General features: G+C 59.4%; 16 protein-coding genes. 9 read left to right on the top strand and 7 right to left on the bottom strand.

From position 1 onward, the window contains the following. Position 1: 1 nt before the first annotated feature. Positions 2-3,190: an efflux RND transporter permease subunit gene (locus tag ACVWYF_RS03345; RefSeq protein WP_457064595.1), complete on the bottom strand. Its 3,189-nt coding sequence runs from the start codon at positions 3,188-3,190 to the stop codon at positions 2-4. 157 nt (positions 3,191-3,347) lie between these two features. Further along, the gene (locus ACVWYF_RS03340; RefSeq protein WP_457064593.1) at positions 3,348-4,433 is read right to left on the bottom strand and encodes an efflux RND transporter periplasmic adaptor subunit; all 1,086 of its coding nucleotides are present in this window, start codon (positions 4,431-4,433) and stop codon (positions 3,348-3,350) included. Between the two features lie 677 nt (positions 4,434-5,110). On the opposite strand from ACVWYF_RS03340, the gene ACVWYF_RS03335 reads away from it, so the two are divergent. Together ACVWYF_RS03335 and ACVWYF_RS03330 are read left to right on the top strand one after the other, a co-directional pair. Beyond that, positions 5,111-5,326 (top strand): hypothetical protein, encoded by a 216-nt coding sequence (locus tag ACVWYF_RS03335; RefSeq protein WP_457064591.1) that lies wholly within the window; start codon positions 5,111-5,113, stop codon positions 5,324-5,326. Between the two features lie 63 nt (positions 5,327-5,389). Then, the gene (locus ACVWYF_RS03330) at positions 5,390-5,821 is read left to right on the top strand and encodes a hypothetical protein (RefSeq protein WP_457064589.1); all 432 of its coding nucleotides are present in this window, start codon (positions 5,390-5,392) and stop codon (positions 5,819-5,821) included. A 197-nt stretch (positions 5,822-6,018) separates the two neighbouring features. Here the strand turns inward: ACVWYF_RS03330 and katG are convergent, their stop codons facing one another. Then, positions 6,019-8,277: a catalase/peroxidase HPI gene (gene katG, locus ACVWYF_RS03325; protein WP_457064587.1), complete on the bottom strand. Its 2,259-nt coding sequence runs from the start codon at positions 8,275-8,277 to the stop codon at positions 6,019-6,021. A 206-nt stretch (positions 8,278-8,483) separates the two neighbouring features. Between katG and ACVWYF_RS03320 the strand changes: the two genes are divergently transcribed. Both ACVWYF_RS03320 and ACVWYF_RS03315 read left to right on the top strand, forming a co-directional pair. Beyond that, positions 8,484-9,410, top strand: coding sequence for a hydrogen peroxide-inducible genes activator (locus ACVWYF_RS03320; RefSeq protein WP_457064585.1), 927 nt, complete (start codon positions 8,484-8,486; stop codon positions 9,408-9,410). Positions 9,411-9,597: 187 nt separating this feature from the next. Beyond that, positions 9,598-10,095: an ankyrin repeat domain-containing protein gene (locus ACVWYF_RS03315; RefSeq protein ID WP_457064583.1), complete on the top strand. Its 498-nt coding sequence runs from the start codon at positions 9,598-9,600 to the stop codon at positions 10,093-10,095. A gap of 128 nt (positions 10,096-10,223) precedes the next feature. Here the strand turns inward: ACVWYF_RS03315 and ACVWYF_RS03310 are convergent, their stop codons facing one another. From ACVWYF_RS03310 to ACVWYF_RS03300, 3 genes are all read right to left on the bottom strand, one after another. Further along, a complete protein-coding gene (locus ACVWYF_RS03310; protein ID WP_457064581.1) occupies positions 10,224-12,464 on the bottom strand; it encodes a xanthine dehydrogenase family protein molybdopterin-binding subunit in 2,241 nt (746 codons plus the stop codon). After that, entirely contained in the window at positions 12,461-13,486 is a 1,026-nt protein-coding gene (locus ACVWYF_RS03305) for an FAD binding domain-containing protein (RefSeq protein ID WP_457064579.1), read from the bottom strand. The genes ACVWYF_RS03310 and ACVWYF_RS03305 overlap by 4 nt, the downstream gene beginning before the upstream one ends. 84 nt (positions 13,487-13,570) lie before the next feature. After that, complete coding sequence (locus ACVWYF_RS03300) at positions 13,571-14,104, bottom strand: (2Fe-2S)-binding protein (RefSeq protein ID WP_457064577.1); 534 nt, start codon at positions 14,102-14,104, stop codon at positions 13,571-13,573. Between the two features lie 343 nt (positions 14,105-14,447). On the opposite strand from ACVWYF_RS03300, the gene ACVWYF_RS03295 reads away from it, so the two are divergent. The 5 genes from ACVWYF_RS03295 (at position 14,448) to ACVWYF_RS03275 (ending at position 20,075) form a co-directional block, all read left to right on the top strand. Beyond that, positions 14,448-15,128 carry a response regulator transcription factor gene (locus tag ACVWYF_RS03295; RefSeq protein ID WP_457064575.1) on the top strand — a complete coding sequence of 227 codons (681 nt, stop codon included), beginning with the start codon at positions 14,448-14,450 and terminating at the stop codon, positions 15,126-15,128. A gap of 87 nt (positions 15,129-15,215) precedes the next feature. Next, the gene (locus tag ACVWYF_RS03290; RefSeq protein WP_457064573.1) at positions 15,216-16,613 is read left to right on the top strand and encodes an ATP-binding protein; all 1,398 of its coding nucleotides are present in this window, start codon (positions 15,216-15,218) and stop codon (positions 16,611-16,613) included. A 121-nt stretch (positions 16,614-16,734) separates the two neighbouring features. Further along, on the top strand, positions 16,735-18,381 hold the full coding sequence (locus ACVWYF_RS03285; RefSeq protein WP_457064571.1) for a SulP family inorganic anion transporter: 1,647 nt from the start codon (positions 16,735-16,737) through the stop codon (positions 18,379-18,381). Between the two features lie 58 nt (positions 18,382-18,439). Further along, the gene (locus ACVWYF_RS03280; RefSeq protein WP_457064569.1) at positions 18,440-19,174 is read left to right on the top strand and encodes a carbonic anhydrase; all 735 of its coding nucleotides are present in this window, start codon (positions 18,440-18,442) and stop codon (positions 19,172-19,174) included. A 160-nt stretch (positions 19,175-19,334) separates the two neighbouring features. Beyond that, complete coding sequence (locus tag ACVWYF_RS03275) at positions 19,335-20,075, top strand: carbonic anhydrase (protein ID WP_457064567.1); 741 nt, start codon at positions 19,335-19,337, stop codon at positions 20,073-20,075. A 105-nt stretch (positions 20,076-20,180) separates the two neighbouring features. Here the strand turns inward: ACVWYF_RS03275 and ACVWYF_RS03270 are convergent, their stop codons facing one another. Beyond that, positions 20,181-22,640: a M1 family aminopeptidase gene (locus tag ACVWYF_RS03270; RefSeq protein ID WP_457064565.1), complete on the bottom strand. Its 2,460-nt coding sequence runs from the start codon at positions 22,638-22,640 to the stop codon at positions 20,181-20,183. Between the last annotated feature and the right edge of the window lie 130 nt (positions 22,641-22,770).

Raw genomic sequence — 22,770 nt, 5'->3', positions numbered from 1 at the left:
CTTATGCGTAAGGCTCCATTTCCTCCAGCGTCACGCGGGGCTCCACGCCTTCGAGGATGGGCGACTCGTTTTCGTCCCGAATCAGTTTGCTATTGCCGGCCAGGGTGCCGAAGAAGTAGTACAGGCCGGGGATGATGATTACCCCGAATACGGTGCCAAACAGCATGCCGCCCAGCGCCGAGCTACCAATGGTCCGGTTGCCGATGGCGCCTGCGCCGGTAGCCACCACCAGCGGAATCAGGCCGGCGATGAAGGCGAACGAGGTCATGAGAATCGGGCGGAATCGCACCTTGGCTCCTTCAATGGCCGCGTCGCGCACCGACATGCCCTCCTCGTGTTTCAGGGCCGCGAATTCCACAATCAGTACCGCGTTTTTACCCAGCAAACCGACCAACATTACCAAGCCTACCTGCGCATAAATATCGTTGGCTAGGCCCGTGAGCTTGATGAACAGGAACGACCCGAACACGCCCGCCACCAGCGAGAAAATAACGGCCAGCGGCAGCAGGAAGCTCTCATACTGCGCGGCCAGCACTAGGTACACGAACACCAGCACGACCAGGAAAATCACGGTCGATTCGTTGCCGCGGCCCACTTCGTCTTTCGACAGGCCGCCCCAGTCGATGTCGTAGCCGTGGGGCAGGGTATTGGCCACTTCCTGCACTGCTTTCAGGGCCTCGCCGCTGCTGAAACCTTCCGCCGCGCCGCCCCGGATGGAGGCCGTGGTGTACATGTTGTAGCGGTTAATCTCGTTGGCTCCCTGCGACTTCACAATTTTCATGAAGGCCGAGAATGGCACCATTTCGCCCTTGTCGTTCTTGGCCCACATATTCAGCACGTCCTGCGGCAGCCGCCGGTATTCGGGCGAAGCCTGCACGTACACCTTGAAAAAGCGCTGGTATTTGATGAAGCCCAGTTCGTAGGTCGAGCCCACCATAATGCTCAGCGTGTTCATGGCGTTGCCGATGCTCACGCCTTTCTGCATGGCCAACTCGTTGTCGATTTTCAGCTCGTACTGCGGGTATTCGGCCGAGAAGAAGGTGAAGAGGCCCGCCAGCTCCTTGCGCTTTTTCAGCTGAACCATGAACTCATTGTTCACTTTTTCCAGCGCCTTGTAGTCGCCGGAGTTTGTTTTATCCAGCAATTGCAGCTGGAAACCACCCGCCGCGCCGTAGCCCGGCACAGCCGGCGGCTCGAAGAATTCGATGGTCGCGCCCGGAATCTGCTTGGCCTTTTTTTCCAGGTTGCCAATGATGTCGGCAATGGATTCCTTGCGCTCCGACCACGGCTTGAGGTCAAGCAGCAGAGTACCGGCGTTCGAGCCCCGGCCTTCGGTGAGTACTTCATAGCCCGCCAGCGAGGAGATATTGGCTACGCCGGGAATGTCTTTGGCCAGGTCGGCTAGCCGGCGCGATACGGCGTTGGTTTGTTCCAGCGTGGTGCCGGGCGGCGTCTGCACAATGGCGTAAATCAGGCCCTGGTCTTCGCTCGGAATAAAGCCGGCCGGCAGCTTCGCCGTGATGGCCCAGATGCCGAGGCCGAAGGCCAGCAGCATTCCAAAGGTGATAAGGCGGTTGGCCACAATGCGCGTCAGCAGGCCGGTGTAGGCGTTGGTCAGCTTCTCGAAGCCCCGGTTGAACCAGTCGAAAAAGCGTTGCAAAGGCGTTTGCTTCTTGGGCTGGCCGTGGTGGTTTTTCAGAATCATGGCGCAAAGCACCGGCGTCAGGGTGAGGGCCACGATGCCCGAAATCACAATGGCAGTAGCCATCGTAATGGAGAACTGGCGGTAGAAAATGCCCACCGGGCCGCTCATAAACGATACCGGAATGAACACGGCCGTCATCATAATGGTGATGCCGATAATGGCCCCGCTGATTTCGCCAACTACTTGCCTGACTGCATTATAGGGCGATAGATGCTGCTCGTCCATCTTGGCGTGGACCGCCTCAATTACCACAATGGCATTGTCGACCACAATACCGATGGAAAGCACCAGCGCAAACAGCGTAATCATGTTGATGGTGAGGCCGAACGCCTGCATCGCCATGAACGAGCCCACCAGCGATACTGGCACGGCCAGCGCCGGTATCAGCGTCGAGCGCCAGTCGCCGAGGAACAGGAATACCACCAGGGCCACCAGAATGAAGGCGTCGCGCAGGGTGTGGATTACGTTCTCAATCGAGGCGTCGAGGAAATTCGACACGTCGTAGGTGATTTTATAGTCCATGCCCGGCGGGAAGGTTTTCTTCAGCTCATCCAGCTTGGCTTTCACCTCTTTAATCACGTCCGACGCGTTCGAGCCGTAGGTCTGCTTCAGCACGATGGCCGCCGACGGGTACTGGTTCAGGTTGGAGTAGATGTCGTAGAATTCCGAGCCCAGCTCCACGTTGGCCACGTCCTTCAAATGCAGGCTTTCCCCGTTAGGATTAGCCTTGAGAATCACGTTTTTATATTCCTCCACATCGTTGAAACGACCCTTGTAGCTGAGCACGTATTCCAGCGACTGCGCCTGCCCGCCATCGGAGCGGCCAATACGGCCCGGCGAGCCAATCACGGACTGCTCATCCAGCGACTTCATCACGTCATCAACCGAGATGTTGTAGGCCCGCATCCGGTCGGGTTTCAGCCAGATACGCATGGCGTACTGCCGGCTACCCAGGATGCTGGCCCGGCCAATACCGCCGAGGCGCTGCAACTCGGGTATCATGTTCACGCCGGCGTAGTTGAACAGGTACTTCATGTCCGTGTTCTTGTCTTTCGAGTACAAGTTCACGTACATCAGCATGTTAGGTACCACGCGGTTCACAATCACGCCCTCGCGCTGAACCAGTATCGGGAGGCGGTTGAGCACCTGCGCGATGCGGGTGTTCACGTTCACCACGGCCTGGTCGGGGTCGGTGCCCAGGTTGAACACAATCTGGATGTTGGCCTCACCGGCGCTCACGGCGTCGGAGGTCATGTACTTCATGCCCGGCACGCCGTTCACGGCCTGCTCCAGCGGAATTAGTACCGACTCGGTGAGCACCTTGGCGCTGGCACCGGGGTAAGCCGCACTCACCATCACGAGCGGCGGCGAAATCTCCGGAAACTGCGACGTCGGCAGCTTCATAATTGCCAAGCCGCCCATCAGCAGAATGACAATCGAAATAACAATGGCAAATACTGGCCTACGAATGAATTTACTAAACATATCAGGACGGTTCGTTTGGGAGGACTATTTGGTAGTCAATCAGCAGTAGTCGTATGCTCCGGTCCGACCGCCCTAGGCGGTCCGACCGGTTGAAAGGCGAACGAGTCGTTATGGCGGCAACCGGTCGGACCGCCTAGAGCGGTCGGACCGGCGGGCGTTACTCGCTGTACACCTTCAAATTCGAGATGACCGACTGCGGGGCGCGGAAGTCGTACTTCACCTTGTCGCCATCCTTCACCTTGCGCAGGCCTTCCAGCAGAATGCGGTCAGTTGCCGTAATGCCGGATTTAATAATGTACAGGTCAGGCATTTCGGAGGCAATGCCCACTTCGCGCTGATGCACCACATTGTCCTTGTCAATCACGAAAACGTATTTCTTCTCCAGAATCTCGAACGTGGCTTTCTGCGGGATAATCAGGGCTCCTTTCAGCGGCACGGTCATGAGCACGCTGCCGGTTTCACCGTTGCGCAGCAGGCCATCGGGATTGGGGAAGGTGGCGCGGAAGGCGATGTTGCCGGTTTCGTTATTGAAGTCGGCCTCAATGGTTTGCACCACGCCAGTTTGGTTGAATACTTCGTTGTTGGCCATCAACAGCTTCACATGCGCTGCCTTGTCGCTGGTCTTGGCGTGCTGCTTATAGGCCAGGTACTCGGCTTCAGGTACGTTGTAGTACACCCACATTTTGCTGTTGTCGGAGAGCGTGGTCAGCAGGTCGCCTTCGTCTACCAGACTGCCCAGGCGGCCCTGGAAGTGGTCCATGATGCCGCTGAACGGGGCCTTTACCGTGGTGAATTGCAGGTGCGTTTGGGCCAGCGATACGTCGGCGTTGGCCTTGTCGTACTTGGCCTGCGCCAGGGCCAGCTCGCTGCCCGACACAATGTTCTTATCGGCCAGCTTCCGGGTATTCTGATATTCCATCTGCACGTAGTGCGCCTCGGCCTGCGACTTTTTCAGCTCGGCTTGGTATATCGTGGGCTTAATCTGAAACATGGTCTGGCCCTGCGAAACGTGCTGGCCCTCGTCCACGAAAATCTTCTCCAGGTAGCCTTTTTCCAGTGCCCGCAGCTCAATGCGCTGGTAGGAATGCACCTGCGCCACGTACTCTTTGGTGATGGTGGTGTCTTTCGCCAATGGACTGGTCGCGACCAGCTTAATCTGTTCTTCGACTTCCTTTTTCTCTTCCTTGCAGGCCGTGGTGTAGAACAAAACACCGCAGCTTAGCAGTATGAACACTCTTTTCATCAGGACATTGGGTAACGTGACAGGCGATTGGTATGGCATAGGGAATAACATTTTTAGTGGATGGCGTGGAGCGGCTGGCCGGACCCGTGATGCGTTAGGAAGGGACACGCGCGCCGAGCGGCGGAATCAGGCAGTGGCGCTGGCCGGTGGCCCCTTGGAAATTCAAGGGGAGCATTTCACAAAAGCCATCGGCCCGAGGCCACTTGATTGGGGGATATTCATACTTCGCGGCAGGCTTCACTCAAACAGCAGAACGCCCTTGGCCCCCAGCAAACCTGCCGGGGCCAAAACAAGCCGAAAGCGCGCATCGAAGGGTGGGAGGGGCGATGCAACGCAGCTTGTGTCGTGGGATTGACAGTACAAACTTGCCCCCACCGGCATGAAGCGTAAATGAAGCTTTCCCGCCATGCGCTTAATTTTCCGGCCCGCATCTGCCGCGTCCAGAGGCACTTTTGGGGCTGGGGGTGGGGCTGGTTGTAAGAGAAATGAAGCCGCTACGAAATGTTTTTGTCACCATTCATAAGTGGTTGCCAGATTCGACATTCCCTTTGGCAACCTATCCAGTAAAAATATATAATAAATAAAATATTAAAAAAATGATTATATTGCTGTCGGATTGTATTGCTTATGGAAATTGCTTGCAGTCAGAATTCTAAAAGACAAATTGCTCATTAATCATGAAAACTGATTTCAAATTAGTAAAAGCTTCTGTTTTAAGAGAAGCCGAACTTATCAAAGCTTTATTTTGTGTATTTCTGATAGCTTTAATAACTGTTCTATTCTATTTTAATTTAAATAATTATGAATTGACGGCAAGCAAGATAACATCGGCATTTAAATCAAAGGATTTACTGCTCGAAGAAAAAATTAAAAGTATTTCTGAGCCTATTTAGGGTGTTGAAAGATTAAAGTCTCAATTTTTTATACTGAAAGAGATTAAAAAACCCTATCTGCAAATGGCTGTAAACGCGAACACTATTCTGTATACAAGTGCAAATCTGTTTGCAATGAGTTCGATTTTAGTAGGTATATTGGGTTTTTTGCTAGCTAAGCAAGGGTGGGATAATAATAATTTTTATTTAAAATCATCCTTTCTGATACTTTCCTTTGCTTCAACTTATTTTGGATTGGTTCCTGTTGTTTTCAATAATAAAGAAATTGGAAAATTTAATACTGCAAAATATCTTGAATGCGACAAATTGCAAATTCATATTTACGGTCTGCTAAATGATGCTAGTATTTTGGCTCAAGATAATAATAATCAATACACTAATCTAGATTCAATTGTATCTGAAATGAATTTAAAAATAGAAAATATAAACAATGTTAGCTTTGATATTTATACTGAGAAAGTGCCTGCTGATTATAAAATAATTTCTAACAAGTAATGTGGCTCTTGTAAAATAAAATGGGTGGCTCCATTGAGTCTACCGTATTTAGAGGGTATTTAAGTATATACTATATACTTTCGCCTATTGCAATCATTTATAAAAGAAACGCCCCGCAACGAATTTGTTACGGGGCGTTTCTTTTGAGGCACTAGCGACTTCCGCACCTCACGGGGCGGAAGCGCTAGCGGGCGGCATTACGCTTGGGCCAGGCCGAAGCGGCCGAGGTTCATCACTTTGGCCCACACGGCTACGAAGTCCTTCACGAACTTCTCCTGCGAGTCGGCGCAGGCGTACACTTCGGCCAGGGCGCGCAACTCGGAGTTCGAGCCGAAAATCAGGTCGACACGGGAGCCGGTCCACTTCGTCTGGCCGGTTTTGCGGTCGCGGCCGTCGAAGAGGTTTTGGGCATCCGAAGTGCTGGCCCAGGTGGTGTTCAGGTCGAGCAGGTTGAGGAAGTAGTCGTTGGTGAGCGCACCGGCTTGGGTGGTGAACACGCCGTTGTTCGAGCCGTCGAAGTTGATGTTGATGGCGCGCAGGCCACCGAACAGGACGGTCAGCTCGGGGGCGGTTAGGGTCAGCAGATTCGCTTTATCAATCAGCAGTTCCTCGGCGGCGGCGCGGTGGTGCGTTTTCAGGTAGTTGCGGAAGCCATCGGCGGCCGGCTCCAAGGCCTGGAACGATACCACGTCGGTTTGCTCCTGCGAGGCATCGGCGCGGCCGGGGGTGAAGGGCACTGTCACCGAGTGGCCGGCATTCTTGGCGGCCTGCTCGATGCCGACCACGCCGGCCAGCACGATGAGGTCGGCCATCGAAACCTGCTTGCTGCTGGTTTGGGCCTTGTTGAACTCCTGCTGAATGCCGCCGAGCTTGTTCAGGATGGTCGACAGCTGCGCGGGGTTGTTCACTTCCCAGTAGCGCTGCGGGGCCAGGCGCAGGCGGCCGCCGTTGGTACCGCCGCGCTTGTCGGAGCCGCGGTAGGTGGAGGCGGCAGCCCAGGCGGTGGACACCAATTGCGGCACTGTGAGGTCGGCGGCGGCAATCCAGTTTTTCAGGGTAGCCACGTCCTGGTCGTCAATCACCTGGTAGGTAACGGCCGGGATGGGGTCTTGCCAGAGCAGCTCTTCGGTGGGCACTTCGGGGCCGAGGTAGCGCTCCTTGGGGCCCATGTCGCGGTGTGTCAGCTTGAACCAGGCGCGGGCGAAGGCATCGGCAAACTGGTCGGGGTTTTCGTGGAAGCGGCGCGAAATCTTCTCGTACGCCGGGTCAGCGCGCAGGGCGATGTCCGTGGTTAGCATGAAGGGGGCGTGCGTCACGGCCGGGTCGTGGGCATCGGGGATGGTGCCGGCACCGCCGCCGTTCACGGGGCGCCACTGGTGCGCGCCGGCGGGGCTCTTGGTCAGCTCCCACTCGAAACCGAAGAGGTGGTCGAAGTAGTCGTTGCTCCACTTGGCGGGCGTGGTGGTCCAGGCGCCTTCGAGGCCGCTCGTGATGGTGTGCTCGGAGTGGCCTTTGCCGAAGCTGTTGCGCCAGCCCTGTCCCAACTCTTCGATGCTAGCCCCGGCGGGCTCGCGGGCCACAAATTTGGCGGGTTCAGCCGCGCCGTGGGTTTTGCCGAAGGTGTGGCCGCCGGCAATTAGGGCCACGGTTTCTTCGTCGTTCATGGCCATGCGGCCGAAGGTTTCGCGGATGTCGCGGGCCGAGCGCTCGGGGATGGGCTCACCGTCCGGGCCTTCGGGGTTCACGTAGATGAGGCCCATCTGCACGGCGGCCAGCGGGTTTTCCAGCTGCCGGTCGTCCACGTAGCGCTTGTCGCCGAGCCACTCGGTTTCGGGGCCCCAGTACACGTCTTCCTGCGGCTCCCACACGTCGGCACGGCCACCGGCGAAGCCGAAGGGCTTTAGGCCCATCGATTCGAGGGCGCAGTTGCCGGTCAGAATCATGAGGTCGGCCCAGGAGATTTGCTTGCCGTATTTCTGCTTAATGGGCCACAGCAGGAGGCGGGCCTTGTCGAGGTTGGCGTTGTCGGGCCAGCTGTTGAGGGGGGCGAAACGCTGGGCGCCCGCGCCCGCGCCGCCGCGGCCGTCGGCAATGCGGTAGGTGCCGGCGCTGTGCCAGGCCATCCGGATGAAGAAGGGGCCGTAGTGGCCGTAGTCGGCCGGCCACCAGTCCTGCGAGTTGGTCATCAGCTCGAACAGGTCCTGCTTCACGGCATTCAGGTCCAGCTTGTTGAACTCTTCAGCGTAGTTGAAGTCCTTGTCCATGGGGTCGACAAGGGGCGAGTGCTGGCGCAGGATGCTCATTTTGAGCATATTGGGCCACCACTCGCGGTTGGTGCGGCCGCCACCGGCCGTTTGCTTCACCGCGCCATTGATAAAAGGACACTGGGCAGCGTCCGCGTTCAGGTCGTGGAGGATGGAGTTGTCTGCGGGGAGGTCGTGCAGGTTGGCGCTCATCTTGAAAGTGGTTTTATGTGTCAGCCTACTAAAAGGCCGGGTGAATTAAAAAGGTCGCGGACTTATCTGGAAAGCAGCTTTAGCGGCTGAAACAGGGCCGTGAATAGCAGCTTTGCACAAAGCTACTTGGTGTAAATGCATAATCAAAATCGATTTTATTTATAACTTTATAATCAAAACCTATTACTGCGCGCTTCTTACCCGCCATGAATCTTCAACAACTCAGCTACCTAGTGGCCCTGGATACGCACCGCCAGTTCGGCCTGGCCGCCGAAAAAAGCTTCGTGAGTCAGCCCGCGCTAAGCGTGCAGGTACAAAAGCTGGAAGAGGAGCTGGGCGTACTGCTGTTCGACCGCACCCAGCGCGGGGCCGAGCCCACGGCCATCGGGGTCCAAGTCATTGCCCAGGCCCGACGCGTGCTCCACGAAGCCCAGCAACTGCGCGAGCTGGTGCAGGTCGCTAAAGGCGAGGTGGTGGGCGAGCTGCGCCTGGGCGTCATCTCCACGCTGGCCCCGTACCTGGTGCCGCGCTTCCTAGTGGGCCTCAGCACGGCCTACCCCAACCTGCGCGTCCACATCGAGGAACTGCGCTCGGAGGAAATCATGCTGCGGCTCAAGGACTACCGCCTAGATGTGGGGCTGCTGGTCACGCCGCTCGATGACCGGCTGCTGCACGAATTGCCGCTGTTGGACGAGCCTTTCCTGCTGCTCGCCTCCGAGGGCCACCCGCTGGCCGACCGCGCCACCGTGAGCCCGGCCGACCTGGCCAGCCCCGGCCTGTGGCTGATGCAGGAAGGCCACTGCTTCCGCAACCAAGTCCTGAACCTGTGCGGCCGAACGGCTTCCACCGGCGCGGTGGCCTACGAAAGCGGCTCCATCGAAACGCTGAAAGAGCTGGTGCGCCACCACCACGGCTACACGCTGGTGCCCGAGCTGGCCGTGCTAGACGAAGTCGATAGCAACCCGCTCCTCAAGCGCTTCGTGGCCCCCACCCCAGTGCGCGAGGTGAGCCTGGTGGTGCATCACGGCTTCGTGCGAACGACGTTGCTCACCGCTTTACGGGATTTGATTCTGGCTAGCGTGCCCGCCCGGTTGCGCGCGGGCAAGGCGGGGGAGAAGGTTAGGTGGCGGTAGGGATTGAGCGGGTAAAGCGGCGTAGTGCCATTGTGCAACAAGCGCAGTAAAGCATCCGGGGAGTAATGGTGGGTATCCAGCCAATGGTGGGTAAATTGCAGCCACTAACCTGCCTGCTAAGCGCCTATTGCCGCTATATGCTGTTGCGGAAATCCGGATGTTGTAGGCAACCAAAACAACCATTCCTATGGCACATTCAGGGAGACCCCGCAAATGCGACCCTAAAGTAGATGAGTTGAGAAGCAACATTAGACAAGGGGACTACACGAAAGCAAAGGCAACGCTATCTGAATTTGGGATTGATGCAGCGGATGGCGACGGCAGAACTGCTCTTATCAGTGCGGTAATTGAAAGTAAAGAAGGCTTTATAGACTGGTTACTTCAAAATGGAGCGAACATCAATCATCAGGACAGGATTGGTTATTCAGCTTTACATTTCATTGCCCAGAACAAGCAATTAGAAATAGCGGCGAAGTTTCTTAAAAGTGGAGCAAACCCTAATGCGACAGATGTTCACGGCAATACGCCTCTTTGGACGGCCATTTTCAGCTCAAAGGATGAAAAAGGTGTGGTGAAGTTGCTATTGGAATATGGAGCCAACCCTGACATCGTTAATAAGCATGGCAAGTCTCCTAAAGAAATGTTTGAAACGTTCTATAAGAACGATATATCCGAAATTGTATAGTGCAGTTGGCCTTCTGTAGACTGTCTACAACATGGCGTTTCTAAAACGTTAATACACAAAAAGGCCCCGCAACCAACCAGTTGCGGGGCCTTTTTGTGTCACTTCAGCGGCACCAGCCGCCAGAGTTTCTACAGTAGCTTGTCAATCGTCACGGGCAGGTCGCGCACGCGCTTGCCGGTGGCGTGGTAGATGGCGTTGGTCACGGCGGCGGCTACGCCCAGCAGGCCCACTTCGCCCAGGCCTTTGATGCCGAGGGGATTGACTTTGTCGTCTTCCTCGCTCACGAAAATTACGTCGATGTCGTGGATGTCGGCATTCACGGGGACGTGGTATTCGGCGTAGTTGTGGTTCATGTAGCGGCCGAAACGGTGGTCCATCACCGATTCTTCCATCAGGGCCGAACTGATGCCCCACACGACCGAGCCGAGGACCTGGCTGCGGGCCGTTTTCGGGTTGATGATGCGGCCGGCGGCCACGGCATTCACCACGCGGGTGACGTGGACAGTCATCAAATCGGGGTCCACTTTTACTTCCACGAACACGGCGTTGTGGGCGTGCATGGAGTATTTCGGCGGCTTTAGCATTTCCAGCTTGGCCAGCACCGTGGAGTTTTCGGCTTCGATTTTGGGCTCGCCGCTGGCCTGCACAAGGTCGCGGAGTACTACGGCTTGCGTTTCGTCGGAGCGCAGACGCAGTTGGCCGTTGGCGAATTGCACGTCGTCGATTTTGACGTCTTTGAAGGCGGGGTGGTCCATTTTCTGTGCCTGTTTCAGCAGGGCTTCGCCGAGCTTGGTGCAGGCTTCCACCACGGAGTTGCCGACGGAGGCAGCCGTCCAGGAGCCGCCTTGAAGGGGCGACTCGGGCAGCGTAGTGTCGCCCAGCACGAAGGTGACGGCTTCGATGGGCAGGCCCATGCTTTCGGCCGCAATCTGCGTCATGATGGTGTAGGTGCCGGTGCCGATTTCGTTGGTGCCGCTGCTCACCGTGAGGTGGCCGTCGGCGTCGAGGCTGGCTTTGACGGTGGCGGGCATCTTGGAAGCATCCCAGATGCCGCCGCCCATACCCCAGCCGACCAGCAGGTTACCGTCGCGCATCGAGCCAGGCTCGGCGGTGCGTTTTTCCCAGCCGAATTTGGCCGCGCCCTCGGCATAGCATTTGCGCAGGGCCTTGCTGGAGTAGGGGAGGTCCTGGTACTGGTCGAAATCGGAGTAGTTGCGGAGGCGGAATTCGAGCGGGTCGAGCCCGGCGGCGTAGGCCATTTCGTCCATCGCAATTTCCAGCGCGATGGAGCCCGAGGCCGCGCCGGGTGCGCGCATATCGAGCGGCGAAAACACGTCGACTTTGGCCAGGCGGTAGCCCAGCTCCACGTTTTTGCAGTCGTAGAGCGTGCCGGACCAGCCCACCACGTTTTCGGTGAAGTCCTCAAACTGCGAGGTTTCGGCTACGGCAAAGTGGTTGATGCCCGTGAGCGAGCCGTCGGCGGCGGTGGCCAGGGCTACGTGCTGCAAGGTTTCGGGCCGGTGGCCGAAGCTGAACATCTGCTCGCGGGTGAGCGACACGCGCACCGAGCGCTCCAATTGCAGCGAGGCCATTACGGCCAGAAACAGCTGGTACTGGGGCCGCAGGCCGGAGCCGAAACCGCCGCCGGTGTACTTTGAAATCACCCGCGCCTGGTCGCTGTTCAGCCCGAAAACCTTCTTCACCACCTGCTGGCTGTTAAAAACACCCTGGGTTTTGTCGTAGATAGTCAGGTTCTTATCCCCGAGCCATTCCACCGTGGTGGCGAACATCTCCATGGGGTTGTGGTGCTGGGCGTGGTGCGAATACTGCGCCTCCATGTGGGCCACGCCCTCCTTCCAGCCCTTGCCGAAGTTGCCGCGCGATTTCGGCGGCTTGTAGCCGGCTTTTCCGCTGCCGGGCTCGTAAGCTTTGTCGATGTGCTTGCTCAACTCAGTTTCGTGCGCTACTTCCTCATACTCGATATGCAGGATGGATGCGGCGTAGCGGGCCAGCTCAAACGTGTCTGCCACGACCAGCGCCACGGGCTGCAGGCTGTACTTGATTTCGGCATCGTGCAGCGGGCGGAAGGGCGAGCCGCCGGGCGCAATCTGGTCCTTGTAGCTGCGGTCGAGAAAGGCGTAGTGCGGCACGTTCTCGTGCGAGAACACCTGCTGTACGCCGGGCAGCGCCAGCACCGGCGCGGCGTCAATTTTCGTGATTTTGCCCTTGGCAATCGGGCTGCTCACCACGTAGCCATAGAGCAGGTTAGGCACATTGAATTCGGCGGCATACTTGGCGTTGCCGGCCACTTTAGCTGGGCCATCGACGCGGTTGGTGGGTTTGCCGATATAGTCGGTGGTATGGCTCATGGGTTGGAATTTTGGAAGGCGTTGGTGTCTACTACCTCGTTCATTTCAGTGGCTTGCTTGAGGGCGCGCACAATGGCGCGCTTGGCCAACTCAATCTTAAACGTATTGGCCCCGTAACCTTTGGCGTTTTCGAGAACTTTAGCCGCCACGCGGCGGAAGGTGTCGGCGGTGGCGGGCTGGCCGACGAGCATCGCCTCGGCCTCCTTATCGCGCCAGGGCTTGTGGGCCACGCCGCCTAGCGCTAGGCGGGCATCGGTGATGGTGTTGCCGTCGAGTTCCAGCGCGGCGGCCACGCTTATCAGGGCGAAGGCATAGCTGCTGCGGTCGCGCAGCTTCAGGTAGCTGAAATTCTGGGCGAAACCCTTGGCGGGCAGGTCGAGGCTGGTGATTAACTCGCCGGGCTCCAGGGTATTGTCGCGCTCGGGGTGGTTGCCGGGCAAGCGGTGGAAATCCTCAAACTTGATGGTGCGCTCGCCGTTGGGGCCGCTCACGCGCACCGTGGTGTCGAGGGCGGCCAGGGCCACGCACATATCCGAGGGATGCGTGGCGATGCACTGGTCGCTGGTGCCCAGAATGCCGCACACGCGGTTGTAGCCGCCGATGGCCGAGCAGCCCGAACCGGGCTCGCGCTTGTTGCAGGGCGTGGCCAGGTCGTAGAAATAGTAGCAGCGGGTGCGCTGCATGAGGTTGCCGCCGTCGGTAGCCATGTTGCGCAGCTGCGGGCTGGCCCCGGCCAGAATGGCCTGGTTCAGCAGCGGGTAGCGTTTCTCCACTTCGGGGTGCCAGGCGGTGTCGGCGTTGGTGGCGAGGGCGCCGAGGCGCAGGCCGCCCTCAGGCAGGGTTTCGATGGTATCGAGGCCCAGCTTTTTGAGGCCAATGAGGTGCGTGGGGCGGGCCACGTTCTCCTTCATCAGGTCAATAAGGTTGGTGCCGCCGCCGATGTAGGCCGCGTCGTCGTGCGCGGCTTTGTCCTGCACGGCGCTGGCCACGGCGGTGGCTTGGGTGAAAGTGAAACTGTTCATTATGTAGAGCTTAGATGTTAGAGCCAAGAACTTAGAGCTCAAATGGCTGATTTTACCAATTCCGAAATCGACTTTGTCTAAGCTCTATGTTCTTGGCTCTGATTTCTGAATATTCACCACTTCCATCACCGCGCTCAAAATGTTGCTGTAGGCCCCGCAGCGGCAGATGTTGCCGCTCATCAGCTCGCGCACTTCGGCTTCAGTTTTGGCCTTGCCTTCGTTAATCAGCCCTTGGGCCGAGCAAATCTGGCCTGGTGTGCAGTAGCCGCATTGAAAAGCGTCGTGGTCGATGAACGCCTGTTGCAGCGGGCTTAACTTGTCCTCAGTACCGAGGCCTTCGATGGTTGTGATTTGCGACTCGTCGTGCATCACGGCCAGCGAGAGACAGGAATTGATGCGCTTCCCATCGACCAGCACTGTGCAGGCCCCGCATTGGCCGTGGTCGCATCCTTTTTTGGTGCCGGTCAGGTCGAGGTACTCGCGCAGGGCGTCGAGCAGGGTGGTCCAGGGCGCGATTTGCAGGGTGTGCGTCTGGCCGTTGATGTGGAGGCTGACGGGCTGGGTGGGGGCCAGGGGCACCGGCGGGCGTCCTAGCGGGGCTTGGGTAACTTGGCTCATAGGGGCGGAAAAGCTAGAGGTTGTGGATACTGCTATTTGCCTACGGCTGCTTTTCGTCTGTGTTTTGTCAAGGGTGGGAATTGATAAAGTCGTGGCATCGGCTAAGCACAACCGGTGCGCGGTGGACGATTAGAAATCAAGGGGAATGAAGCTGGGATGAAATTCTAGTGGGCACTTCAAAACTTAAGCCGCGAGGGATACGGGAAGTGATAAATCGGCTGTATTGCCATAAATACAACGCTTTTAACGGTTGAAAACGTTGGCCTAAATACCCGCTATGCGCTGGCCCGCCAATAGCCACCCACGCGGCCCGTTTTCCGAAACGGCGCTACCTTCCCGTCCCATGAAAATCCTTTTAGTTGAAGACGAACCCTCGGTAGCGGCCTTCCTGCACCAGGGCCTGACGGAGCAGGACTACACCGTCGACCTCGCCGCCGACGGCCTGCTGGGCCTGCGCCGCGCTCAGTCAACCCGCTACGACTGCCTGATACTGGACCAGATGCTGCCCGGCCTCAGCGGCCTCGAAGTGTGCCGGCAGGTGCGCGCCCACGACTCCGGCGTGCCCATCCTCATGCTCACCGCCCTGGGCGAAACCGACGATAAAATCCGGGGCCTCGATGCCGGCGCCGATGATTATCTCGTCAAGCCCTTCGCCTTCGATGAGCTGCTGGCCCGCCTGCGCGCCCTCGTGCGCCGCCGCACCGAAGCCCCCGCCCCCAAAGCCGTCCTCCACCTCGCCGACCTCACCCTCGACCCCAGCGCCAAGCGCGTGGAGCGCGCCGGCCAGGCCATTCAGCTCACGGCCCGCGAGTTTGCGCTGCTGGAGTATCTGCTGCGCAACCAGAACCGCGTGGTTTCGCGGGCCGATTTATTGGAGCACGTCTGGGATTTGAGCTTCGATACGGGCTCGAACGTGATTGACGTGTACATCAATTTCCTGCGGAAGAAAGTGGATAAGGGCTTCGAGCCCAAGCTGATTCACACGCTGGTGGGGATGGGGTACGTAATGAAGAATGAGGGGTGAAAGGTTGATGCATAAATAAAAAAGCAGAACGTCATGCTGAGCGCAGCCGAAGCATGACGTTCTGCTAATCCGTAAGCCACCCCGTCCATGTCCATTCGCCTTCGCCTTGCGTTGCAGTTCGGGTCCATTCTGGCCGTGACGCTGCTGCTGTTTGCGCTGGTAATCTACTTCGCCACCCAGCAGTCGCGCCGGAATGAGTTCACCCAGAGCCTGTTCAAGCGGACGCTGGTGGTGGGGCACGCCTACGTGGCCGGGCAGGAAGGCCGCGCCGATGCCGGCGAAGAAGCTTCCTACCGGCGCTACCTGCGCCAGCTCTACCGCACGCTGCCCGCCGAGCAGGGCCGCGTGTATAACGCTAAAAATCAGCTGGTTTTTCGGGAAGGGCAGGGGGCGGCCCGGCCCGCGCCGCCCGCCTGGCTGGCCGAGGTGCGCCGCACCGGCCAGGCCGTGCTCGAACCCGAAACCAACTACCACGAAACCGTGGGCCTGCTCTACCGCGATGCCAGCCGGGGGCCGTTGGTAGTGGTGGCCTCGTCGGTGGATGAGGACAGCCGCCAGCAGCTCGACGAGCTGCGGCGACTGCTGGCGCTAGGGTTTCTGGTGGCGGTGGCGGCGGCGGGGGCGGGCAGCTGGTTTTTTGCCGGACGGGCGCTGCGCCCACTGCGCCGCATGGTGCGCGAAGTAGACGGCATCACGGCCACCGACCTGAGCCAGCGCCTAACCCGCACCGGCGAAACCTCGGATGAAATCGGCCTGCTCACCCAGCGCTTCAACCGGTTGCTCGACCGCTTGGAAGCGGCTTTCGTGGGCCAGCGCACCTTTGTGCGCGATGCCTCGCACGAGCTGCGCACGCCGCTCACTGCCCTCATCGGCGAGTTGGAAGTGGCGTTGCTGCAAGCCGAGCGGCCGCCCGCCGAGTACCGCCGCGTGCTGCAAAGCACCCTCGATTCGGCCCGACAGCTCAACAGCCTCACCAATGGCCTGCTGCAAATTGCCCGCGCTTCCGATGACCCCTCGCAGGTGCCCATGGCCGCCGTCAGCCTCGATGACCTGCTGCTACAGGCTCACGAGCAGCTGCTGCGCCGCCACCCCACCTGCCGCGTCGACCTCGATTTTGGCGAGGCCGAATCCTTTACCGTGCGCGGCAACGAGGCGTTGCTGCTTTCGGCCATCCTCAACGTGCTGGACAATGCCTGCAAGTTTTCGACGCAAGCCGGCGGCACCGTAACGGCCACGCTGGCCCGCCGCCGCAAGAATCTTTCGCTGCTGGTTAGCGACGAAGGACCGGGCCTCTCCGTTGCGGATTTGCAGCAGGTGTTCGTGCCGTTTTTCCGGGCGGCCTCGGCGCGGGCGGTGCCGGGGCACGGCATCGGGTTGCCGCTGGCGGCCCGCATCATGGCGTTGCACGGCGGTACGGTGCGCGTGGAAAGTGAGCCTGGCCAGGGCACGCAGGTGTGGATGGAATGGCCGATTCCGTCTAATTAGGACCTGTTTTCTGGTTTTAACTTCCTTTTAATTTGCCTTTAATTCGGCCTTAATAACGTCCGCGTAACCTTGTGTCGAGAAAGTCTTCCAGCTGTTGGCGGGCTATCTGTAAACAAAGGTTATGACTCAGGTAATTTCTTCGCCGGCCCGCACCGGTACGCCCATCGCGCCGCCCGGCCCCCCGGCTACCCCCCAGCCCAAGTCGTCGCTGTTCAGCACCATTGGACAGGATGCGCCGGCGGGGCTGGTGGTGTTTCTGGTGGCGCTGCCGCTTTGCTTGGGCATTTCGCTGGCCTCGGGTGCGCCGCTGCTGGCGGGCGTGATTGCCGGCATCGTGGGCGGGCTGGTGGTGAGCTTGCTCAGCGGCTCGGCGGTGAGCGTGAGCGGGCCGGCGGCTGGCCTCACGGTGGTGGTGCTATCGGCTATTTCCACCCTGGGCTCGTGGCCGGCGGTGCTGGCGGCCACGGCGGTGGCGGGCGTAATCCAGATTATTCTGGGGCTGGCCCGGGCGGGAATCATTGCCCTTTACTTCCCGGCAGCCGTTATTCGCGGTATGCTGGCGGCCATTGGCATCATCCTGATTTTGAAGCAGATGCCGCACTTCTTTGGGGCCGATGCTGACTATTTCGAGGACATGAACTTTCTGCAGTTCAATGGGCTAAATACGTTTTCAGCCATTGGCGCGGCCATGAAAGGGCTGAGCCCCGGCTCGGTGCTGGTGGGCGTGGTGTCGCTGGTTATCTTGCTGCTGTGGAATACCGCCCCGATTCGTCGGCAGCCCTGGGCGCGGCTGGTGCCGGGCGCGCTGGTGGCCGTGCTGGCCGCCGTGGGCATCAACCAGCTCCTGAAAGCCGTGGCCCCCGACCTGCAGGTACGCCCCGAGCACTTGGTGAAGCTGCCGGTGCTGTCGTCGCTGGGCCAGCTGGCCGGCGAAATGACTTTCCCCGATTTCAACGCTCTGCGCAACCCCGCCACCTACGGCGTGGCCTTCACCATCGCCATCGTGGCCTCGCTCGAAACGCTGCTCAGCGTGGAGGCCGTGGACAACCTCGACCCGCAGAAGCGCCACACGCCCACCAACCGCGAGCTGCTGGCGCAAGGCGCGGGCAACCTGGTGAGTGGGCTGCTGGGCGGGCTGCCGCTCACGGCGGTTATCGTGCGCTCGTCGGCCAACGTGGCGGCCGGCGCGCAGAGCAAGATGTCGGCCTTCATCCACGGCCTGCTGCTGCTCACGAGCCTGCTGTTTCTGGGCGCGGTGCTGAACCTGATTCCGCTGTCGGCGCTGGCGGCGGTGCTGCTGCTGGTGGGCTTCAAGCTGACCACGCCGGCGCTCTACCGCAAGCAGTGGCAGCTGGGCCGCGAGCAGTTCATTCCCTTCATTATCACCATTGTGGCCGTGCTCTTCACCGATTTGCTGAAAGGCGTGAGCATCGGGCTGGTGCTGGGTTTCTTCTTTATTCTACGCGATAATGCCAAGGCCGGCTCCTATTTGCGCCGCGACGAGGCGGCCGATGCGGCTGAAGGCGAGGAAGGTGGCCTGCTCCACCTGCGCCTGCCCGAACACGTTTCTTTCCTCAACAAAGCCAGCATCGTGACCACCTTGGAGCAGTTGCCCACCAACAGCCGCGTCATCCTCGACGGCACCCGCTCCGACGTGATTGACCATGACGTGCTCGAAGCCATTGAGGCTTTCCGGCAAGCCGCCCCGGCGCGGGGCATCGAGCTGGAGCTGCGCGGCATCCGGCGGGTAGCGCTGGGGGCGCATTAGGAGCCGGGTTGTAGCTGCATTAAAATTACCATTATCACCTCTCACTTTTCCTGTTTCTATGACTGCCATCAATCAGCTGCTGGAAAAAAACCACCGTTGGGCGGCTAAGAAAACCAGCCAGGACCCGGCCCATTTCACCAAGCGCACCGCCGGCTCCGCCCCAAAATACCTGTTCATCAGCTGCTCCGATTTGGGCGTGCCGGCCAGTGAGTTGCTCGGCCTGAAGCCCGGCGAAGTGCTGACCCACAGCAACGTGGCCAACCTAGTGGTGAACTCCGATATGAGCCTGTTGAGCGTGCTGCAATACGCGGTGCAAAACACGGATATTGAAGATGTTATCGTGTGCGGCAATTACGATTGCGCCGGGGTGGCTGCGGCCATTTCGTACCAGCAGTTCGGCCTGCTCGATAGTTGGCTCACGCACGTCCGCGATGTGGTGCGGCTGCATGAGAAGGAACTGCTCCGCATCGGCGACGACGCGGCCCGCCTGCGCCGGCTGGTGGAGCTGAACGTGGTGGAGCAGGTGCGCAACCTGGCCAAAACCAACCTCATCCAGAATGCCACGCAGGACGGCCGCACGCTGCGCCTCCACGGCCTCGTGTACGACCAGACCACCGGCCAGCTCCGCAACCTGAACGTCGATTCGCGGCTGCTCGCCGGCTGGGCCAGCATCTACGAAACGCACCCGGTGGCGGCGGTGCCCAAGCTCACGATTTCGCGCGGGACGTGGCCGCTCATCACCAGCCGCGCGGCCAATGGCAGCCTCAGTGGCTACCGCCGCCGCAGCGCCTGAACGGTGCGGCCGGACTTTCCGTAAAATTCAGGCAAAACGAATTGGCGCTACCTTGCCGTCGCATTAGCCTACTGTGACCGGGCCGCTCAGGCTCGGGCGTTTTCTGAGGCTGGTAGTCTGCCCCGGCGGCGGCCAGCTTTCAACTTACCTACTTTTTACTATGGCTGGCATCAGCGAAATTCTCGAAAATAACAAGCAATGGGTGGCCTCGAAAAATGCCGAGGACCCCGAATTTTTCCAGCGCCTGGCCAACGGGCAGAAGCCGAAGTACCTGTTCATTGGCTGCTCCGATTCGCGGGTGCCGGCCTCCGGCATCACCGGCACGGGGCCGGGCGAGATGTTTGTACACCGCAACATCGCCAACCTGGTGGTGCATTCCGACATGAACCTGCTGAGCGTGCTGCAATACGCCGTGGAAGTGCTGGGCGTGCAGGATATTCTGGTGTGCGGCCATTACGGCTGCGGTGGGGTGGCGGCGGCGGCGGCCAACAAGCAATATGGCCTGATTGACAACTGGTTGGTGAACATCCGCGACGTTATCCGGCTGCACGAAACCGAGTACCTGCGCGAGAAGGACGAAACCTCGCGCCTGCGCCGCCTCGTGGAGTTGAACGTGATTGAGCAGGTGCGCAACCTAGCCAAAACCAACATCATCCAGAATGCCATGCGCGGCGACAACCCGCCCCGCCTGCACGGCCTCGTCTACGACATCGCCGATGGCGTGCTGAAAGACCTGAACGTAGACGGCGAGGATGTGATGACCGACATGGAGCACATTTACGCCACCGAGGCCATCGACCACGACCACGAAGGCGACAGCGACCAAAAAGACGAAGACGCCAATGCCTACGCAGGCCCCAAGCACGACCCGGCCCCGGAAGAATCAGTCGAAAGCAAGTAAGCCAATTCAACGTTCCGTTTTCTCCGATAGCTACCAACTACCCACAAAAAAGGCCTGCCGCGCATTGCGGCAGGCCTTTTTTGATGTTCGGACAGGTGAGCCAGATTACTTGGCGGCTTGTAATTCCTGAGTGGCTTTGTCGACGGCGGCCTGGGCTTCGGCGGCGTGGGCGCGGCCAGCCTGGGCTTTGTTGGCGGTCTGGAGCAGGGTCGTCACCATGCGGTCGGCCCCGTAGGACTTGTATTTCATGCCAAGGTCGCGCAGGCGGGTTACGCCTTCGGCAAAGGCAACCGGGTCTTCGAGGCGGCCCATCATGCCGGCCATGGGCTCGGCTAGGCTGAACTTGGCCTGGGGGCGGGCAGCGTCGAACTTGTCGCGCACGTAAGCCCATTCGGCGGCACCGCCAGCCTGAGCATAAGTAGCCACCACGGCTTGCGCGAGGGCACTTTGGCTGTCATTTTCCAGTGCTTTGGCACGGGCCAGGGCCTGGGCCGGCTGCACCACGGCCAGGGCACGCAGGGCAGCACCCTGCACGGTGTAAGATTGACTATTAAGCTGTTGCGTGAATAGCTTTTCGTCTTTCTTGTCCTTCAGGACGGCCAGGTCCTTCAGCAGCTGAGCTACAACGGCTGGCGTTTTCTCAGTAGCTGCCAGCTTGCGTAAGGCGGGCGTCGTGGCTTTGGCAACGGCTTTGTCGTCGAGCTTCAGCGCTTCCAGGCTGCCAAGACGAAGTCCTGAGAACTTATCGTTGAGGGCAGCCAGTAATATGCCACGGGCGGCAGCATTGGTGGCTTGCTCCTTAGCGCCCGCTACGATGGCTTCCAGCCGGTCCACGAACAGGGGCGCGTGGGCGTACTGGAAGGCGTATTCGGCCACTGATTTATTGTCGGTTTTCAGCCACAACGTTTTCTTGTTGGCGTCCACGTTCACCAGGTCGGGCTTGGCCGAAAGGGGCATGGTGAAGGTCTGGGTGGCCTCCGTCATGGTCACGGGCTGGTGCAGCACCTTGCCGCCCGCGTAGTAGTCGATGGTGAAAGGCAGGCGGAAGGTCTGGCCGGTCTGGGTCTGCTTCACGGTTACGGTTTCGGCCTTCTTGGCCGCATCCCAGGCGTAGTCGATGGTGACGACCGGGTGGCCGGGCGCGAAGTACCACTGGTTCCAGAACCAGTTCAAATCCTGGCCCGATACGGCCTCAAACGCCAGGCGCATCTGGTGCGCCTCGCCGTTGCCGAGGGCGTTATCCTTGAGGTATTTCTGGAGGCCGGCGAAGAATACGTCGTCGCCCAGGTAGGTGCGCAGCATGTCCATGATGGCCCCGCCTTTCTGGTAGCTCACGAGGTCGAAAACTTCCTCCTGCTCGTCGTAATGAAAGCGCACCAGGTTTTTGGTGGCATCACGGGGCGAACTCAGGTAGCGGCGCAGGTAGCGGTAGTAGTGGGCATCGGCGGCATCCTTGCCGTACTTGTGCTCGGCGTAGAGGCCTTCCGAGAAGTCGGCCATCGTCTCGTTCACGGTGATGTTGGACCAGCTTTCGGCCGTCACGTAGTCGCCGAACCACTGGTGAAACAGTTCGTGCGCAATCACCGATTCGGAGCCGTATTCGCGGTCAATCAGCTCGCGGTCGGTCATTTGCACCTGCTCGCCGTGCAGAGTGGCGGTGGTGTTTTCCATGGCCCCGCTCACGTAGTCGCGGGCCACAATCTGGCTGTATTTATTCCACGGATATTCCACGCCGAGGCGGTTGGAGTAGAACTCCAACATGTCGGGCGTATTGCCAAAAATCTGCTTGGCGAAGGGCGCGTACTTGGGTTCGAGGTAATAATTAACCTCCTTGCCGCGCCAAGTATCCTTGTAGACTTTGAAGTCGCCCACCGCCATCATGAACAGATACGGGGCGTGGGGCAGCTCCATTTTCCACACGTCGGTGCGCAGGCCGGGGCCGGCGGGCGTGCTGCTCACCATGCGGCCGTTGCTGAGCGTGACGTACTTGGCGGGTACGGTCATCGAGATTTCCTCGGTGGTTTTCTGGTTGGGCCGGTCGATGGTCGGGAACCAGGCCGACGAGCCTTCCGTCTCGCCCTGCGTCCAGATTTGCACCGGCTTGCCGGCCACTGCGCTGTCGGGATTGATGAAATACAGCCCCTTGGCGTCGGTAATGGCGGCCGAGCCCTTCACTTTCAGCTCGTCGGGCTTCGACACGTAGTCGATGTAAATCGTGTATTCCTCGCCCGGCTTAAATACGCGGCCTAGGCTGATGCGCAGGTTCATCCCATCGGCGTAGTCGTACTTGAGCGGGGTCTGCTGGGCGCCGTTCATCAGCGCCACGGCCTTGATGTCCATGCCTTTGGCGTCGAGGCGAAGCGAGTCAGTGGGGTAGGCGTGGGGCTTGAGCGTGACCCATGCCTTGCCATATAGGTAGCGCTTGGCATAGTCGAAACGCACGTCGAGCTTGGTGTGTACCAGGTCGTTGACCTTGGTTGCCGAGGCGCGGTAGGGAGATTCGGGCTTGGCAGCCGGCGGGGTGGGAGCCTGCGCGAAAGCCGGGGTGGTGGCCGCCAGACCCAATAGGCCTAATGCGAAAAGGTGCTTTATAGAGAAACGAAATGAGAAAAAGTGAGTTTCGCGCGAAGGACGCGGGCGGGATGTCAACGTTGCCTGACGCAAGGGCGAAAGTAGCGCGGACTTTGTAGTCCGC

The sequence above is a fragment of the Hymenobacter sp. UYAg731 genome (genome assembly GCF_054061335.1).
Note: the sequence above shows the minus strand (reverse complement) of the source record. Positions and strands in the feature narration are given on the sequence as shown.

Excerpts from the sequence above, each read along its gene's own strand:
- ACVWYF_RS03345 (WP_457064595.1), bottom strand. The coding sequence starts at position 3,190 with ATGTTTAGTAAATTCATTCGTAGGCCAGTATTTGCCATTGTTATTTCG.
- ACVWYF_RS03340 (WP_457064593.1), bottom strand. The coding sequence starts at position 4,433 with ATGAAAAGAGTGTTCATACTGCTAAGCTGCGGTGTTTTGTTCTACACC.
- ACVWYF_RS03335 (WP_457064591.1), top strand. The coding sequence starts at position 5,111 with ATGAAAACTGATTTCAAATTAGTAAAAGCTTCTGTTTTAAGAGAAGCC.
- ACVWYF_RS03330 (WP_457064589.1), top strand. The coding sequence starts at position 5,390 with ATGGCTGTAAACGCGAACACTATTCTGTATACAAGTGCAAATCTGTTT.
- katG (WP_457064587.1), bottom strand. The coding sequence starts at position 8,277 with ATGAGCGCCAACCTGCACGACCTCCCCGCAGACAACTCCATCCTCCAC.
- ACVWYF_RS03320 (WP_457064585.1), top strand. The coding sequence starts at position 8,484 with ATGAATCTTCAACAACTCAGCTACCTAGTGGCCCTGGATACGCACCGC.
- ACVWYF_RS03315 (WP_457064583.1), top strand. The coding sequence starts at position 9,598 with ATGGCACATTCAGGGAGACCCCGCAAATGCGACCCTAAAGTAGATGAG.
- ACVWYF_RS03310 (WP_457064581.1), bottom strand. The coding sequence starts at position 12,464 with ATGAGCCATACCACCGACTATATCGGCAAACCCACCAACCGCGTCGAT.
- ACVWYF_RS03305 (WP_457064579.1), bottom strand. The coding sequence starts at position 13,486 with ATGAACAGTTTCACTTTCACCCAAGCCACCGCCGTGGCCAGCGCCGTG.
- ACVWYF_RS03300 (WP_457064577.1), bottom strand. The coding sequence starts at position 14,104 with ATGAGCCAAGTTACCCAAGCCCCGCTAGGACGCCCGCCGGTGCCCCTG.
- ACVWYF_RS03295 (WP_457064575.1), top strand. The coding sequence starts at position 14,448 with ATGAAAATCCTTTTAGTTGAAGACGAACCCTCGGTAGCGGCCTTCCTG.
- ACVWYF_RS03290 (WP_457064573.1), top strand. The coding sequence starts at position 15,216 with ATGTCCATTCGCCTTCGCCTTGCGTTGCAGTTCGGGTCCATTCTGGCC.
- ACVWYF_RS03285 (WP_457064571.1), top strand. The coding sequence starts at position 16,735 with ATGACTCAGGTAATTTCTTCGCCGGCCCGCACCGGTACGCCCATCGCG.
- ACVWYF_RS03280 (WP_457064569.1), top strand. The coding sequence starts at position 18,440 with ATGACTGCCATCAATCAGCTGCTGGAAAAAAACCACCGTTGGGCGGCT.
- ACVWYF_RS03275 (WP_457064567.1), top strand. The coding sequence starts at position 19,335 with ATGGCTGGCATCAGCGAAATTCTCGAAAATAACAAGCAATGGGTGGCC.